Source organism: Sutcliffiella horikoshii (assembly GCF_019931755.1).
GTDB lineage: Bacteria > Bacillota > Bacilli > Bacillales > Bacillaceae_I > Sutcliffiella_A > Sutcliffiella_A horikoshii_E.
This window is the reverse complement of the sequence record NZ_CP082918.1, coordinates 2791304-2808261: the sequence shown is the minus strand read 5'-3', so window position 1 is coordinate 2808261 and position 16958 is coordinate 2791304. Positions and strand designations below refer to the sequence as shown.

Genomic DNA, 16958 nt, shown 5'->3' with positions numbered 1-16958 from the left:
TTTAATGACCACCAGATCCAGGCACCATCATAAATGTTGTCCAATACGAGAAGGCAACAAAGAAAATTGTTAAATATGCTCCGAAAATATAGATGTACATACGTTCAGATAGCTTAAGATAACTTAATAAAATGAAGAATACCGTTTGTCCGAAGAAAAGTAAAGACGTTTGAGTCATGTGGCCAAGATAAAACATAACCGCGAAAATCCCAGTCCAGAAACCCATTACACGGTACATACGATCCATATGTATCCCCTCCTTACGCACTAATCCTTATGCTTGTCACTTTCCTATTATAATGTACCAATACTTTACTTGTAAATAAGCGTTTGTTTCTAGTTTGTGACGATTACAAGATAAGTACATTTTTAACCATATCCATAATGATTATGCAACTATTTTTCTATCATACCTATTTCCATTATAGTGCAAAGTTAAACAGAAAGCCTTATTTTTTGATAAAGAAAATATGTTGTCGTAATTTGTTCATAAATTAGTTATCTTTTTACTGTACAAAAGTTATACAAGTGGTATACAATGAGATTAACATAAAATACTGAAGAAAAAATAACGGGGAGGTAAGCATGATGAATGAAATCATTTTTTACAGTTACCCAAGTTGTACGTCATGTAGAAAGACGAAGAAGTGGTTGAAAGGTAACAATATTCAATTCCAGGAGAAGCATATTTTTCGGGAAACTCCTAACAAAAAAGAGATGATGAAGATCCTTTCGTTAACAACAGAAGGAATTGATGAGATATTAGCAACTAGAAGCCAAACTTTCAAAGACCTGGGGATTGATGTAAATGAATTATCTCTTTCCCAACTAATTGAATTAATCATTGAGGAGCCAAAGCTGCTTAGAAGACCAATCATCACTAGTGGGAAAAAGTTGATTGTTGGCTATAACGAATCTGAGTTGCAAAAGCTTTCCAGACAGAAATCTAAGTTTGAACTAAAGCAATCTGTTTCATAAAATAAATTCAAATTCAGCCACTCCATTTACCTTGTAGATGGAATGGCTTTTTTATGTTTTTAAGAAAGTTTTAATCTGTTCACTACTTTTCTCCTTTAACTTTTTATATAGAAGGTGAAAGGGGGTGAGAACATGGCAGATTACGCAGTAGAAAATGTCCAACTTCGTCTAATGTATGAATTAGGGGAGGATGACAAAGGGAATTTATTGTTCCGTTCCAAAAACTACAACAACATTAAAGTGGATGCAGAGGCGACAGCGCTATTACAAGCAGCAGGAGCAATTTCTGGCCTTCAGACAACACCTGTATCAAATGTTAGACGTAGTGAGTTGCACTATCTAGGCTAATAAGTCCGACTAGTTCATTATAGAAAGGAGGTGGGTGCATGTTTACACTAGAATTATTTTTCCTGAATGAAGAAGGCACAAAGGTGAAGGTGTCCGTTGATGATCCTAGAGCGGATTTAACACAGGTGGAAATCGAAGAGGCGATGGATACCATTATTGCTGCCAATGTTTTTACGTCCAAAGGTGGGAATTTTGTCACAAAAGATAGTGCAAGAATTGTGGAACGTAATGTTACGGAATATGAAATAGCTTAACGAACTCTGGAAGGGTCTACTCTATATAAGTAGGCCCTTCTTATTTGAACAGGAAGGGGGAGGAGTCATGGACCAGTGGTGGACATGGATAAGTGAAGTTGGTTTCCCGATTGTGATCACGTTCTACTTGTTGCATCGAATAGAACAAAAACTAGAAAATGTAACAAAAACGTTGCAACAACTTCCATATCAATTATCCAGGGAAGCACTGCCTAAAAGGAACATTAAATAAAGAAAAACAGGCTATTGAACGAGCAATATGGTTCAATAGCCTGTTTTACGTAGAATATTCTTTATGGTAACGTCTATGGATACATAAATTTTTTGCCTTTATACCTTATTTCGATAATAATAAGAAGAGAGAGAATGACATGAAGGATGTTGATACAATGACTAATAAAAAAATCGTCTTCACAGGCGGTGGCTCTGCAGGCCATGTAACTCCCAATATTGCAATCATGAATAAACTAAAAGCATCAGGTTGGGATATTACATATATCGGTTCAAGAAAAGGAATTGAAGAAGATATTATCGGTAAAGAAGATATCCCTTTTCACGGGATTTCAAGTGGTAAGCTCAGACGCTATTTTGACTGGAAGAATTTTTCCGATCCACTCAGAATCATTAAAGGGGCAATGGAAGCACTATTGATTTTAAGAAAAGTGAAGCCTAAAGTCGTATTTTCCAAGGGTGGATTTGTCACTGTTCCTGTAGTGATGGCAGCAAAAATGTTAAAAATACCTGTTATCATTCATGAATCAGACATTACACCGGGGCTTGCTAATAAAATTGCAACCAAATTTGCGACAAGAGTATTTGTCACATTTGACGAGACATTGAAGCACTTTCCGTCTGATAAAGTATTATTTACCGGTTCACCGATCAGAGAAGAGTTATTCAAAGGAAAAGCTCAAGAAGGTAGAGCATGGCTTGGATTTCATGAGAAAAAACCGATCCTAACCATTATGGGAGGAAGTCTCGGGGCGAAAAAAATCAATGAAACCTTACGTCAAGTCTTAACTCCATTAACAGAGCAATATCAAATTGTCCACTTATGCGGAAAAGGAAACATGGATCGTTCCCTTGAAGGCGTAAAAGGCTATAAACAATTTGAATATATCAATCAAGAGCTTCCAGATGTTTTAGCAGCGTCCGAGTTTATCATCTCAAGAGCTGGTGCGAATTCCATTTTTGAATTTCTGGCATTGCGTAAACCGATGCTGTTGATCCCACTTTCTAGGAATGCAAGCAGGGGAGATCAAATCTTGAATGCTCAATCATTTGAGAAGAAAGGGTTTGCGAAGGTTTTGTTCGAAGAAGATCTCACTACTGAAACCCTGTTAATTCAACTAGAGGCACTCAAGAATGATAAAGATCACCTTCAAAAAAACATGTCAGAAGACAGTGCACCAAACACACTGGAAATTATCCTAAAAGAAATCATAAACACAGCAAAATAATACAAAAAAAGCAATCTATTAGTAGGTTGCTTTTTTGGTAAGTGAAGAAAATATGTAATGCTGTTGATTTCCGTTCCAGGCGCTTCGCTTGTCTGCGGGCAGTCCGTCAGCCTCCTCGGCTTGTACACTGCACCCCTATTGTTGGACACACGATCTAACAATAGGAGGTGTAGTCCGAATGACTATATTCACTAAGGAGGAAAAACTCCTTGCCGCAAGACGTTACTTGGATGAATTATATAGTTACCGTGAATTAGCTAAACAACTTGGAGTAGACGACTCTGTACTCCGATATTGGGTGATGTTAGTAAAGCACCACGGTGACCAAGCATTTGTGTTTCCCTATACAAACTATTCGCCAGCCTTTAAACTGAGGGTAATTCAAACTATAAAGGAATCGAATTATTCCATTCGAGAGGCGTCGGCGATTTTCCACATCCCAGATCCGTGTATGGTTCGTAGGTGGAAACGTAAGTGGGAGACATGTGGAGATGCCGCCTTTAACCCAAAAGAAAAGGGGCTATCTACTATGACTTCCAAACACAATAAAATATCCAATAACGACAAAGCTACCAACCCTTCCATGGAAGAGTTGAAAAAAGAATTAGAATATCTTCGTATGGAGAATGCGTATTTAAAAAAGCTGAAAGCCTTAGTTCAGGAAGAGAAATTACCAAAGAAATTAAAGCGAAAGTAATATATGAACTAAGGCATGCATTCCCTGTAAATCAATTGGCGAAGGTAGCTAATATATCTAGAAGTACCTACTATTTCATTGTTCAAAGCTGGGAACAACCTGACCCTGATCGTAAGTGGAAAAGACGTATTGCGTTCATATACCGTAAGCATCAAGGCCGTTTTGGTTATCGTCGTATTACCGATGTCCTACAGGAAAAAGGCTATATAATCAATAAAAAGAAAGTGTACCGTATTATGAGAGAACTAGGACTTCAATGCATCGTAAGGATGAAGAAGTACAAGTCTTATAAAGGAGAAATAGGAAAAGCTGCCGCAAACATCTTAGACCGTAATTTTAAGGCCGATAGGCCGAATCAGAAATGGGTCACTGACGTGACAGAGTTTAAGTTGTTTGGTCAGGAATTATATCTTTCTCCTATACTTGATTTGTTTAACGGCGAGATCATAACGTACACTATTCAATCAAGGCCCACTTATGATTTAGTAGGAAACATGTTAAAACAAGGATTAGAACGGCTAAATGAAGACGATAATCTTATCCTTCACTCTGACCAAGGGTGGCATTACAGAATGCCAAAATACAAAAGGACTTTAAACCAACATAATATTACCCAAAGTATGTCTAGAAAAGGAAACTGTTATGACAATGCAGTAATGGAGAACTTTTTCGGAATTTTAAAATCTGAATTATTGTACTTACAAGAATTTGATAGCGTCGCCCATTTTAAGGAGGAGCTAGAAGAGTACATCCATTACTACAACCACTTGAGAATAAAATCAAGGTTAAAACGGAAAAGTCCAGTAGCTTATCGAGCTAGTTTTGAGCAAGCTGCTTAGAATATATGTGTCCAGTTTTAAGGGTTCAGTTCACTTGCGCCTGTGGGGTCTCACCTGTCCCTTCCTCCCGCGGGCGTCTGCGCGCCTTCCACTTCAATCAACAAGGTGACTGCATTCACTTTAGTCAAAAACTAACCGAGTTACTGCAAAACCAATAACGTTACTTTAACTAAATTTCTAGCTGTGTATTGGAGCAAATGGCGAAGACTCCTCGAAAATGCTACGCATTTTCTTCGTGCGAAGTATCGCTGTCGAAGCCTTCCTTGTCCTACGGGGGAGTAGCGGCAATGTTGAGACCCCGCAGTGAAGCGAGGAGGCTCAAGGTCGCCCCGTGGAAAGCGTAGCCATTTGCGGAAAGGAACAGCGGCGATTAACCACTAACTAATGGTTTACGCTATAAAAAGACCGGGCGGAATTTGCCCGGTTTTTCTTGTAAAATAATTTCTAAGTTTAATAAGTAGGATTTTCCATTAGAGGGTAAACTACCATAGTATTAATTCCATCTATAAGAAAGAGGCCGATACCGATGAAAAAACAAACATTAAAACTATTCACCATCTCCCTTATAGGATTTGTCATCATCATATCCGTCCTTTTATATTTCTTCTCAGAACGATTTACCCGCTCATGGCTCCCTATTGATAACGGATTCGGGGAAACAGTCACCTTGTCACCTGATGACAAGTCCATTGTTTTTCCATTTTATCAAAGTGGGGATGGAGCACTCTATAAAGCAAATGTTGATGGGAGCAATGTTAATCAACTAACCTATCCAAGGCAGGAAGAAAGCCATGTGCATCCTCGCTATTCATCCAAAGGCGATAAGATCCTCTTTTTATCGCAAGAAAAGGGCGAGAACACACTAACTAGATCACTTTACATAATGAACAATGATGGAAGTGAACTTATCCGCCTTTCGCAAGAAGATGAATTAATAACGGATGCTATTTTTTCACAGGACGATCAATCCATCTATTATTTAGCAGCAAAGCGTTATCAGGAAGGCAATGAAATAGAGGAAGGCCCAACTAACATTGATTTGTACTCTATTTCTATTACAGGAGATAAAAAGGAGCGTCTCACTCATGATGAAAGTTTAAAAAAGCGGAGCCTCTCACTCACAGAGGACGGGAGTAAACTTGGCTTTGTGGAATGGAGTAAAGATGAAGAAAAAGGTCTTCATTCATCTTTTATTGTAATGGACACTGAGACTATGGAGAGAGAGTACGTAAACCCGGATTTTAATACAAATATTATCTATAGTGGCAAACTCTCTCCAACTGGGGACCTTATTGCGTTTTCTGCAGCAAGCGAAAATCCTCGTGAAAAATCGCAATTCATCTATGAAATGTACACAATGAGTACAAGTGGGAAGGAAGTACAACCTATTACAAGCTTTCGTACCTTGATTACAGAACCGGTATTTTTCCGGGACAAAGAGAGGGTATTATTTATCCAGGATCAGAGTTGGTTGAGGGGAAAACCGAACTATAAATTGTGGGCTGTGGATATCAATGGGGAGAAAATTAAATCCATTACCTTGCAAATGCCACAGTTTTCTGGAACCATTCTTTAGTTAAAATAAAAAAACAAAGCCCAAGTCTATATCGACTTGGGCTTTGATTGCCTTATTGGAGCATTGGTAGAAGATAACTGATAATGAACCAGATGATTCCGAAAAAAATAATAAGGTAGGCAGTGTATTTAATGAATGTAGAAGCAACTAGACCACGATCTTCTTTTGTTTCCCTTTTATCCACTCTTACATCTCTATCTTCCATGTGAATTCCTCCCTGTAAAGCTTTGTTTACCAATATATACCCTGTTGGAAACAGGTTAAACCTTTCCTATTATATATAGAAAAGGAAACTATACTGCTAAAGTAACTAGAAATTACAGGTTGGGAAAGTGTATAATGATTTTCGGGTGTAATTCAATGAATTTTCATCTGACTTTCCCAAGCGGGACTTTATATCTATATTTACCGTTAAAAGATATAATGAAAGTACTGAATACATATACATATGGATTTTAATGGAATTCAATTATTTTTAAGGATATAAGAGGTATTTTATGAAGAGGAAATGGCTGAAGTTTATACCTTTAATCTATCTGTTTTTTGGAATCGTATGGATCGGGCTGACAGATTATTGGATATACGTTTTAAAGCAAAATAACAATAACGATATAGCAGAATATATCAACCTGTTAAAAGGTTGGCTTTTTATACTGATCACTACACTATTATTATATTTGATGTTGAAAAAGCATGCTGCATTGAAAGAACTTGAACAAAAGGAACAAGAACTTTCAACTTTAATAAACAATATGCCTGACTTTGTTTGCTTTAAAGATGGACAAGGTAGATGGTTGCAAACAAATGAATATGGGCTGGCTCTTTATGACTTACAAGATGTAGATTATAAAGGGAAGACAGATATAGAATTAGGAGTCTTTTCTCCACATTTCATGGAGGCTTTTGAATACTGTATGAAAACAGACGAGCAAACTTGGAAGGAAGGGAAGATTTCACGGGAAGAGGAATCTTTCTGCCTTGAAGACGGGGAGAGGAAGACGTTTGATGTGATTAAGGTGCCTTTGTTTTATGCCGATGGACGAAGAAAAGCACTTGTTACTATAGGCAGGGACATATCATCTCTGAAAAGAACAGAACAACTGCTGGTAACAAAAGAAAAATTATCGGTAGTTGGCGAACTATCTGCAGGTATTGCCCATGAAATAAAAAATCCATTAACGTCTATTAAAGGATTTATTCAATTAATCCAACGATCAGGAAAAGCAAACAAAAATCATGTGGAAATGGTGCTATCTGAAATTGATAGAATAAATGATATTGTATCGGAGCTGCTAGTTCTATCGAAACCTCAAACAAAAGAACTGAAGCTTATTCCAATATTGGAAGTTCTACAATATGTAATAAAATTGGTGGAAAATGAGGCTGTTATTAATAATATTTCTTTTTCCATTGAAGATATTGGCCCTGATACGATGGTTAGAGGGGATAAGAATAACCTGAAGCAAGTTTTCATCAACCTTATCAAAAACTCCATGGAAGCGATGCCTGACGGGGGAACGATAATGATTACCGGGTTGCCGGAGAATGATGGTAGAAAAAGTATTCAAGTCAAAGATGACGGGATAGGAATTTCATCCTCTAACATGGATAATATCGGCAATCCCTTCTTCACTTCCAAGGAAAAAGGGATGGGACTTGGGTTGACGATAACGAAAAAAATCATCGAAGAACATCAAGGAACTATTCATATCGATAGCAAGGAAGGAAAAGGTACAACTGTCACTATTGATCTTCCAACACAATAAAAAATGTGCGTTTGATAAGAGATAGATGACCAAGCAGTTCATAGATTCATGCATAGAATATATCGTGTGCAGCTTCCTTCTCCTTTCGTACACGGGATTTTTGGACAGAGACTCAGTCTCTGTCCCTTTTTATGTGAAAGATTAAAAATGAAGGGAGAAAATGTGTGGAAAAAGGGTATAAATAAGACATTAGAGATAAAAGTGGGGGGAATGAAAATGTCCGAGAATAGAACCTATGACCTTATTGGTATTGGGATAGGGCCATTTAATTTGGGGTTAGCGGCATTAGTTGATGGTGTACCAAGTATTTCAACTATCTTTTTTGATAAAGAAGAAGCATTCAACTGGCATCCAGGTATGCTTATTGAACAATCTGACTTGCAGGTCCCTTTTCTTGCAGATTTGGTTTCATTTGCTGATCCAACAAATAAGTACAGCTTTTTAAACTATGTACATAAGCAAAATCGATTATTTCAATTCTTCTTTTACCGCCGCTTTGACATTCCAAGGAGAGAATACAATTTATATGCTAAATGGGTATCGGAGAACCTGCAGAACTGTCACTTTCAATCCGAGGTAATTTCAGTAGAATATACAAACGATATGTATGGTGTAAAAGTAAAGCGAACCGATACAGGAGAAGTCAGCATTTACTATGCCAAACATGTAGTAGTAGGGACAGGAAGTATCCCATTCATACCGGATGGCATCGAGAAAAATGAACAGATTGTGCATACAAGTGAATATTTACATAAAGAAAAAGAAATGAAGGCTTCTAACTCAATAGTGGTTGTTGGATCAGGACAAAGTGCAGCGGAGGTTTTCTATGAACTATTGGAGGAACAAAAGCATAATAAGTATTCGTTAAAATGGTATACACGTTCCTCTATATTTTCTCAGCTTGAAAGTGCAAAGCTTGGACAGGAAGTCTTTTCGCCTGATTATGTGCAGTATTTTCAAGGACTTTCTTATGAAAAAAGAAAAGAGGCATTAAATCGACTGGATACTGTCCGTAATGGGGTAGACAAAGAAACATTGGTCAAAATCTATGACTTGCTTTATAACAGATCTGTCGAAGGGCGAGATGAAAAAATCACCATTCAGCCGTTAACGGAAGTGAAGTCAATAAACGAGAGTAATGGAGTATTAGAAGTGTCATGCAAGCAGTGGGAGAAAGAAATGGACTTCAAGGTGAAAGCAGATTATGTGGTATTGGCAACAGGCTATAAACCGCATATCCCACAATGGATCTGGGATAAGAAGGAAGAACTGGTGTGGGAAAATGAAAAAGAATTTAAAGTCGATGAAATGTACCGTTTAGTTTGGAAGGAACCGAGAAGTCATCATATGTATATCTCCACTAACCTTGAACACTCACATGGTACAGCAGCCACCAATTTGAGCCTTGCCGTTATGAGAAACCAGACGATAATCAATGATGTGGCCAAAAGAGAAATATATCCAATCCAAAAAGATGCCGTCTTCCAGCAATTCATGCCCGATGCGTAAATTTACGTTTAATATACCCTCTGACGGGTACAAGAACATATATAAAAGTGGCTCATAGCTGTTGATTGGAGCAAAAGGCGAAGACTCCTGAGGCTCCAGCAGACGCCCCTAGGAAAGCGAAGCCATTTGCGGAAATCAACAGCGGTGTTAAAACAAACACAGCCATTAACTTAAAAAGGAGATGTTTCATAATGAGTAAAAAAATCGCAGTACTACTAACAAATGAATTTGAAGACTCCGAGTACACAGAACCCGCAAAAGCCTTTAAAGAAGCAGGACATGAATTAACCGTAATCGAAAAATCAAAAGGTGAAACAATAAAAGGGAAAACAGATGGAGTCGAAATTACAACAGATGCCGGAATTGATGATGTAACTCCAGGAGACTTCGATGCACTATTAATACCTGGAGGGTTCTCCCCAGACATCCTCAGAGCAGATGATCGATTTGTTTCATTTACTAAAACGTTCATGGATGATCAAAAGCCTGTTTTTGCCATCTGCCATGGACCACAATTACTTATTACAGCAGAAGCGCTGAAAGGAAGAGACATCACCGGATTTACTTCCATAAAAGTAGATCTGCAAAATGGAGGCGCTCACTATCACGACAAAGAAGTAGTTGTCTGTCATGACCAATTAGTTTCAAGCCGGACACCAGACGACATTCCTGCATTCATCCGAGAATCGTTGAAGCTTCTAAAATAGAAATACAAAAAATCATGTTGTCCTACACCAAATGGACAGCATGATTTTTTTGCGTTTTAAATTTTCTGAATAATTAGACCCATATTCTTCAAGTTCCATTGTGGCAATAAAATAATACTGTTATAATATTAAGAATATTAAAACAGAAGGGGGGTATTGGGTGAATTTATATATTTCGGTTGATATGGAAGGGATTAGTGGACTGGTGGATCATACCCACGTAGACTCCAGATTGCATAATTATGAGCGAGGTCGAAAAATAATGACCCAGGAAGCGAATGCAGTCGTGACGACAGCTTTTGATAAGGGCTTTAAGGAGGTCGTCATCAATGACAGTCATTCCAAAATGAATAACATATTGATTGAAGAACTTCATCCCGAAACAAAGCTGATAACTGGTGATGTAAAGCCGTATTCCATGGTTCAGGGGTTGGATGACAGCTTCGATGCAGTTATTTTTGTAGGATACCATGCCAGGGCATCCATGAAAGGTGTCATGACTCACTCCATGATTTTTGGTGTGAGAAATATGTACATAAATGATGTGCAAGTGGGAGAATTAGGATTTAATGCCTATGTAGCTGGCTATTATGGTGTACCGGTCATCATGGTGGCAGGAGATGACCAAACGGCACTTGAAGCCGAAAGCCTCATCCCTGGAATACATTGTGCGGTTGTCAAGGAAGCGGCTTCACGTTCCGCTGCGAAATCACTTACTCCGATTAAAGCACAAGAGCTAATTAAAGAAAGAACGTCAAAGGCATTGGATGACATACATAATATAAAACCGTTGATACCGCCTGAGCATCCAACACTTCGCATTGAATTTGCCAATTACGGACAAGCGGAATGGGCAAACCTGATGCCAGGAACGGAAATAGAGCCTGGGACGACCGTCGTCAAGTTTCAGGCAAAAGATATCAAAGAAGCCTATCAAGCCATGCTTGTAATGACAGAATTGGCAATGAGAACGACATTCTGTTGATAGGTTTACTTGGTACATACATAAAAACTCAATAGTTAAGAAAGTGTGAGTGGGAGAATGGGAACATTTATAGCAAAACGATTACTAGCAATGCTCATTACTTTATGGGTCATCATCACGTTGACGTTCTTCTTGATGCATGCCATACCGGGTTCTCCGCTCAATGAAGAGCGCTCTACAAGCGATGTAGTCCAACGTAACCTTGAAGCGCACTATCATTTGGACAAGCCGGTACCAGTTCAGTATGTGATGTATTTAAAAACGTTAGTGACCCTGGATTTTGGTCCGTCCATTAAACAACCGTCCCAGACAGTGAATGATATGTTGGGGAGAGGTTTCCCAATTTCTTTCGAGCTTGGGATGATCACCTTAACGATTGCCGTTATTTCAGGCATTTTTCTTGGAGTGATAGCAGCACTTAAACGCAATGGCGTTATTGATTATCTGGCGATGACTTTTGCCGTTTTCGGAATTTCCATACCCAATTTTGTCCTTGCAACCGTGTTGATCCAACATGTTGCTGTCAACTGGGGCTGGCTTCCGCCTGCCACTTGGTCAAGCTGGAAGCATATGATTTTGCCGACATTAGCTCTTTCAACAGGTCCGATGGCAATCATTGCGAGATTGACGAGAGCCAGCATGATGGAAGTGTTAACACAAGATTACATTCGGACTGCAAAAGCAAAGGGCCTGTCGCCGGTGAAAATAGTATTCAAACATGCGCTTCGTAACGCATTATTGCCGGTTGTCACCATTCTGGGTACCCTTGCCGCGGGGATTTTGACCGGTACATTTGTTATCGAGAAAATATTTGCCATTCCAGGCATGGGCAAATATTTTGTGGAAAGCATCAATACCCGTGACTATCCAGTCATTATGGGCACGACAGTATTTTATAGTGCATTCTTGATTTTGATGCTTTTTCTTGTAGATATAGCTTACGGGATATTAGACCCTCGTATTAAGCTTCATAAAAAGGAGGGGAACTAATATGGCGCAGCGTAAACTTCAAGAAAACAACCAAAATCCTGTTCCAGATGAATGGTTCAAACCCGTTGATAAAAACAAGGGAGAGGCAGAAGCTGTAGTCCGTCCGAGTCTGTCTTATTGGCAGGATGCTTGGCGCCGATTGGTTAAGAACAAACTCGCGATGGCAGGGTTGGTCTTTCTTTTATTCTTGACCATCATTGCCATCTTCGGTCCGATTTTTTCGCCTTATAGTGTCATGCAGACAAATTTACCAAACCAAAATCAGCCCCCGTCATCCACCCATTTCTTTGGTACAGATGAATTGGGGAGAGATGTTTTCACTCGTACCTGGTATGGTGCAAGGATTTCCTTGTTTGTCGGTTTAATGGCTGCATTGATTGACTTTATCATTGGTGTTATTTACGGGGGAATCGCGGGATACAAGGGTGGCAGAACCGATAATGCAATGATGCGTGTGGTGGAAGTTTTATACGGTCTTCCGTATCTATTGGTCGTAATTCTATTAATGGTTGTAATGGGTCCGGGATTATTAACTATTATCATCGCACTAACCGTAACCGGATGGGTTGGAATGGCAAGGATTGTCCGGGGGCAGGTACTGCAAATAAAAAATTATGAGTTTGTGCTTGCGTCCAAAACATTTGGAACGAAGACTTCCCGGATAATCAGAAAAAATCTTCTTCCTAATACGATGGGACCCATCATTGTCCAAATGACATTGACGGTACCGGCTGCAATTTTCGCAGAAGCATTTTTAAGCTTTCTTGGTCTAGGTGTTAGTGCCCCATATGCCAGTTGGGGTGTGATGGCCAATGATGGTTTATCAACTATTATTTCAGGACATTGGTGGCGCCTGTTCTTCCCGGCATTTTTCATCTCCATGACCATGTTTGCATTTAACGTGTTTGGAGACGGATTACAAGACGCACTAGATCCAAAGCTGAGGAGGTAAGCGACATCATGGAAAAAGTACTGGAAGTAAAAGACTTACATGTTTCCTTTACGACGTATGGGGGAGAGGTAAAAGCGGTCCGGGGAGTGAGTTTTGATTTGCATAAAGGAGAGACGCTCGCAATTGTTGGAGAGTCGGGCTGCGGGAAAAGTGTGACGTCCCAAAGTATTATGCGCTTGATTCCACAACCGCCAGGACGAATCACGCAAGGATCTGTTCTTTTCAAAGGAAAAGACCTGACTAAAGTATCCGAACCGGAAATGAGGAAAATTCGGGGGGCAGATATCTCGATGATTTTCCAAGACCCCATGACAGCATTGAACCCTACCTTGACGGTTGGGGATCAGATCATGGAAGGGATCATCCAGCATAAGAAAGTTTCTAAAGCAGAAGCGAAGAAACAGGCGGTGGATATGCTGAATCTTGTCGGGATACCAAGTCCAACTGAACGGTTGAAACAATATCCGCACCAGTTCAGTGGAGGTATGAGACAACGTATCGTGATTGCGATGGCGCTTGTCTGCCAGCCGGAAGTTCTGATAGCAGATGAACCTACAACGGCGCTTGATGTGACGATCCAAGCTCAGATCTTAAATCTATTCAAGGATATTCAAAGGAAAACCGGGGTTTCCATCATCATTATCACGCATGATTTAGGAGTGGTAGCGCAAGTGGCAGACCGTGTGGCCGTCATGTATGCAGGGAAGATAGTGGAGTCTGGAAATAGGAGAGAAATCTTCTACAGGGGAGAGCATCCATATACGAAAGGTCTATTAAACTCCGTTCCCCGTCTCGATTTAGAAGACGAAGAGCTGGTCCCTATTATTGGATCTCCGCCTGACCTATTTTCACCACCGACAGGCTGTGCATTCGCAGCAAGATGCGAGTATGCCATGGAAGTGTGCGAAAGAGTATATCCGATGAAGACACATCTGTCCGAGGAACATCACGTCGACTGCTGGCTCCAGGACCCACGAGCCTCTAAGCCAGTAAAAACAGTGATTTCTACTATAAGGTAAGACTTATAGTGAAATAGAATTTCCTAGCTGTTGATTGGAGCACAGGGCGAAGACTCCTGAGGGAGATAGCGGTAGGTTGAGATCCCTGAAGCGTTGTGAGGAGGCTCAAGCACCGCCCCTAGGAAAGCGTAGCCCAGTGCGGCAATCAACAGCGGCGTCTTACACATTTAAGTATGAAAAAGGGGGAGTAACACATGAAAAAGGTATTGTCATTACTAATGACCGCCATGCTAGTATTCGTCTTAGCTGCATGTACAGCAAGCAACAACGCAGGCACCGACACAAGCGATAACTCAAACAACGACAGCGCATCAGGAGAAAAGGTACTTCGCCTGAACAACGGATCCGAACCAACATCACTTGATCCGCCAATCGGCTTTGACTCCTATTCCTGGAACGCACTAAACAACTTGATGGAAGGTCTGACTCGCTTAAATGACGAGCACCTGCCACAAGAAGCGACAGCGGAGAAATGGGATGTGTCCGAAGACGGCAAAACGTACACGTTCTATATCCGTGACAATGCAAAATGGTCGAACGGGGACGATGTGACTGCGGGTGACTTTGAATTCGCATGGAAGCGTCTTTTAAACCCTGAAACAGCATCTCCAGCTGCCTTCCTTGGTTACTTCATCGAGGGTGGGGAAGCTTACAACAACGGAGAAGGCTCTGCTGACGACGTGAAAGTTAAAGCAGTTGACGAAAAAACATTGGAAGTGACACTTGTTGCTCCACAAACATATTTCCTAAGCGTTATCACTAATCCAGCCTTCTTCCCAATTAATGAGAAGGTTGCTACTGAAAATCCAGAGTGGTTTGCTGAAGCGGAATCTTTTGTAGGAAATGGTCCGTTTAACCTTGCTGAGTGGGAGCATGAAAGCCACTTTGTTATGGCTAAGAATGACCAATATTGGGATGCAGACACGGTAAAGTTGGATAAAGTTCATTGGGCGATTGTAAATGATACGAATACAGAATATCAAATGTACCAAGCGGGTGATCTGGATACTTCAGGAGTGCCGGCTGATGCAAGTGAAGCATTATTTGCAGAAGGAAAAGTAAATATTGGCGAGCAGGCTGGTACGTACTTCTTCCGATTTGGAGTAGACAAAGAGCCATTCCAAAATGCAAACATCAGAAAGGCATTCGCAATGGCAGTCAATCAGAAGGATATTGTTGATTATGTGACAAAGCGTGGAGAAGAAGCGGCTAAAGGATTTGTCTCTTCAGGATTCACAGATCCATCCGGAAAAGATTTCCGTGAAGCAAATGGAGACCTTGTTACATTTAATGCGGAAGAAGCAAAAGCATTATTGGAAAAAGGAATGGAAGAAGAAGGGTATGAAACATTACCTGAAGTAACTTTAACGTATAACACAAGTGATGAGCATAAACGTATCGCTGAAACGATGCAACAAATGTTCAAGGACAATCTTGGAGTCGATGTGAAGCTTGCCAACATGGAATGGAACGTGTTCCTTGATATGCAAACGGCACTTGAATTCCAATTTTCCCGCAGCTCATTCTTAGCGGATTATGCTGACCCTATCAACTTCCTAGAGAACTTCCAAACTGGTCATTCCATGAACCGTACAGGTTGGAGTAACTCGAACTATGATGAACTAATTCAATCTGCGTTGAATGAAACAGATGAAGCAGCTCGCTATGAGCAAATGTACGAAGCGGAGAAAGTGTTGTTCGAAGACATGCCTATCATTCCGTTGTATTTCTATAACCACGTATATCTTCAAAACGAAGCAGTAAAAGGAATTGTTCGTCACCCTGTTGGATACATCGAACTTAAATGGGCGGACAAAGAGTAACGGGTTATAAGGTGGAAAAGGGTGTTCACTGAACACCCTTTTTATTGAAATAATAATACATACTGAATCACGTAACACCATACATATACATAGTTTGATGGGAATTATTAAAGGAGAGGAGTGGGAAAACATGAAGCCGCTGCGTTTGAAAAAAGGAGACACGGTTGGTGTCATCGCCCCTGCAAGTCCACCAAAACAAGAGAAGTTGCAACGGGCACTTCCTTTTTTGGAAGAGGAACTGGGACTAAAAATAAAGATGGGTAAATATGTGGATGCTCCCTACGGCTACCTTGCATCCAAGGACGAAGAAAAACTAGAGGATCTCCATGCCATGTTTCAGGATGATGAGGTAAAGGCGATTTTCTGTGCATGCGGGGGATTTGGGACGGCAAGGATCGCGTCCAACATAGATTATGACATTATAAAAAATAATCCCAAAATCTTCTGGGGTTACAGTGATATCACTTTTTTACATCAGGCATTTTACCAGCAGGCCGGATTAACTTCCTTTCATGGGCCAATGTTGAGCTCGGATATCGGGCTTGATAGCATCCACCCTCTATCAAAAGCTTATTTTCAACAGTTATTTGACCCAACGGAAATAGTATATACTGAAAAATTCTCTCCACTTGAAGTGATGAACGAGGGAGTTGCAACAGGAGAGCTTGTTGGCGGGAACTTAACTTTGCTTGTAAGTTCACTTGGAACCCCGTTTGAATTGCAGACGAAGGGCAAAATCCTCTTTTTTGAAGATATTGATGAACAGCCATACAAAGTGGACAGAATGCTCAACCAGTTGAAAATGGCCGGTAAGTTCGCCGACGCGGAAGGTATTGTTATTGGGGACTTCCATAATTGTGTGCCGGATGAGGGAAAGGCATCCTTGACGCTTGAGGAAGTTATTTCTCAACACGTAAAAGATGCAGGAAAACCGACAATGAGCGGGTTCCAATTTGGGCATTGCTCTCCAAATATCGCCATTCCACACGGGGCAAAAGCGGAATTGAACACATACAACAAGACATTGACCATCCAAGCAGGAGTGGAGTGAAAGG

The 16958-nt window shown here is 40.3% G+C and carries 18 protein-coding genes; 16 read left to right on the top strand and 2 right to left on the bottom strand.

The genetic code is table 11. The features are described 5' to 3' along the window. Position 1 precedes the first annotated feature (1 nt). Entirely contained in the window at positions 2–247 is a 246-nt protein-coding gene (locus K7887_RS14515) for a DUF2626 domain-containing protein (RefSeq protein ID WP_010194612.1), read from the bottom strand. 341 nt (positions 248–588) lie between these two features. On the opposite strand from K7887_RS14515, the gene K7887_RS14510 reads away from it, so the two are divergent. From K7887_RS14510 to K7887_RS14480, 7 genes are all read left to right on the top strand, one after another. After that, on the top strand, positions 589–978 hold the full coding sequence (locus tag K7887_RS14510) for a Spx/MgsR family RNA polymerase-binding regulatory protein (RefSeq protein ID WP_317849256.1): 390 nt from the start codon (positions 589–591) through the stop codon (positions 976–978). A gap of 132 nt (positions 979–1110) precedes the next feature. Further along, positions 1111–1326 carry a DUF1659 domain-containing protein gene (locus tag K7887_RS14505; protein WP_223490165.1) on the top strand — a complete coding sequence of 72 codons (216 nt, stop codon included), beginning with the start codon at positions 1111–1113 and terminating at the stop codon, positions 1324–1326. 38 nt (positions 1327–1364) lie between these two features. Then, positions 1365–1580 (top strand): DUF2922 domain-containing protein, encoded by a 216-nt coding sequence (locus K7887_RS14500; protein WP_223490164.1) that lies wholly within the window; start codon positions 1365–1367, stop codon positions 1578–1580. 67 nt (positions 1581–1647) lie between these two features. After that, on the top strand, positions 1648–1812 hold the full coding sequence (locus tag K7887_RS14495; protein WP_223490163.1) for a YvrJ family protein: 165 nt from the start codon (positions 1648–1650) through the stop codon (positions 1810–1812). 157 nt (positions 1813–1969) lie between these two features. Beyond that, entirely contained in the window at positions 1970–3040 is a 1071-nt protein-coding gene (locus K7887_RS14490) for an undecaprenyldiphospho-muramoylpentapeptide beta-N-acetylglucosaminyltransferase (RefSeq protein ID WP_223490161.1), read from the top strand. A gap of 178 nt (positions 3041–3218) precedes the next feature. Beyond that, positions 3219–4576, top strand: a protein-coding gene (locus tag K7887_RS14485; RefSeq protein WP_223490159.1) for an IS3 family transposase whose coding sequence is annotated in 2 segments (ribosomal slippage) — positions 3219–3690 and positions 3690–4576 — 1359 coding nt in all. Because the reading frame shifts where the segments join, the coding sequence is not laid out codon by codon here. A 526-nt stretch (positions 4577–5102) separates the two neighbouring features. Beyond that, positions 5103–6152 (top strand): TolB-like translocation protein, encoded by a 1050-nt coding sequence (locus tag K7887_RS14480; protein WP_223490157.1) that lies wholly within the window; start codon positions 5103–5105, stop codon positions 6150–6152. A gap of 52 nt (positions 6153–6204) precedes the next feature. Here the strand turns inward: K7887_RS14480 and K7887_RS14475 are convergent, their stop codons facing one another. Further along, a complete protein-coding gene (locus tag K7887_RS14475) occupies positions 6205–6357 on the bottom strand; it encodes a hypothetical protein (RefSeq protein ID WP_223490155.1) in 153 nt (50 codons plus the stop codon). A gap of 292 nt (positions 6358–6649) precedes the next feature. Here K7887_RS14475 and K7887_RS14470 point away from each other — a divergent pair, with 292 nt between their 5' ends. The 9 genes from K7887_RS14470 to K7887_RS14430 all read left to right on the top strand — a co-directional run bounded on the left by K7887_RS14470 (position 6650) and on the right by K7887_RS14430 (position 16954). Next, entirely contained in the window at positions 6650–7918 is a 1269-nt protein-coding gene (locus K7887_RS14470) for an ATP-binding protein (RefSeq protein WP_223490153.1), read from the top strand. A gap of 216 nt (positions 7919–8134) precedes the next feature. Next, positions 8135–9427, top strand: a complete 1293-nt coding sequence (locus K7887_RS14465) for a lysine N(6)-hydroxylase/L-ornithine N(5)-oxygenase family protein (RefSeq protein ID WP_223490152.1) — start codon at positions 8135–8137, stop codon at positions 9425–9427. Between the two features lie 191 nt (positions 9428–9618). Next, entirely contained in the window at positions 9619–10134 is a 516-nt protein-coding gene (locus K7887_RS14460; RefSeq protein WP_223490150.1) for a type 1 glutamine amidotransferase domain-containing protein, read from the top strand. 160 nt (positions 10135–10294) lie between these two features. Continuing rightward, positions 10295–11119, top strand: a complete 825-nt coding sequence (locus K7887_RS14455; RefSeq protein ID WP_223490149.1) for a M55 family metallopeptidase — start codon at positions 10295–10297, stop codon at positions 11117–11119. 57 nt (positions 11120–11176) lie between these two features. After that, on the top strand, positions 11177–12109 hold the full coding sequence (locus K7887_RS14450; protein WP_223490147.1) for an ABC transporter permease: 933 nt from the start codon (positions 11177–11179) through the stop codon (positions 12107–12109). 1 nt (position 12110) lies between these two features. Then, positions 12111–13061: an ABC transporter permease gene (locus tag K7887_RS14445; RefSeq protein WP_223490145.1), complete on the top strand. Its 951-nt coding sequence runs from the start codon at positions 12111–12113 to the stop codon at positions 13059–13061. Positions 13062–13069: 8 nt separating this feature from the next. Beyond that, positions 13070–14080, top strand: a complete 1011-nt coding sequence (locus tag K7887_RS14440) for an ABC transporter ATP-binding protein (protein ID WP_223490143.1) — start codon at positions 13070–13072, stop codon at positions 14078–14080. 194 nt (positions 14081–14274) lie between these two features. Continuing rightward, the gene (locus tag K7887_RS14435) at positions 14275–15903 is read left to right on the top strand and encodes a peptide ABC transporter substrate-binding protein (RefSeq protein WP_223490142.1); all 1629 of its coding nucleotides are present in this window, start codon (positions 14275–14277) and stop codon (positions 15901–15903) included. A 106-nt stretch (positions 15904–16009) separates the two neighbouring features. Continuing rightward, entirely contained in the window at positions 16010–16954 is a 945-nt protein-coding gene (locus K7887_RS14430) for a S66 peptidase family protein (protein ID WP_399209717.1), read from the top strand. Positions 16955–16958 lie beyond the last annotated feature (4 nt).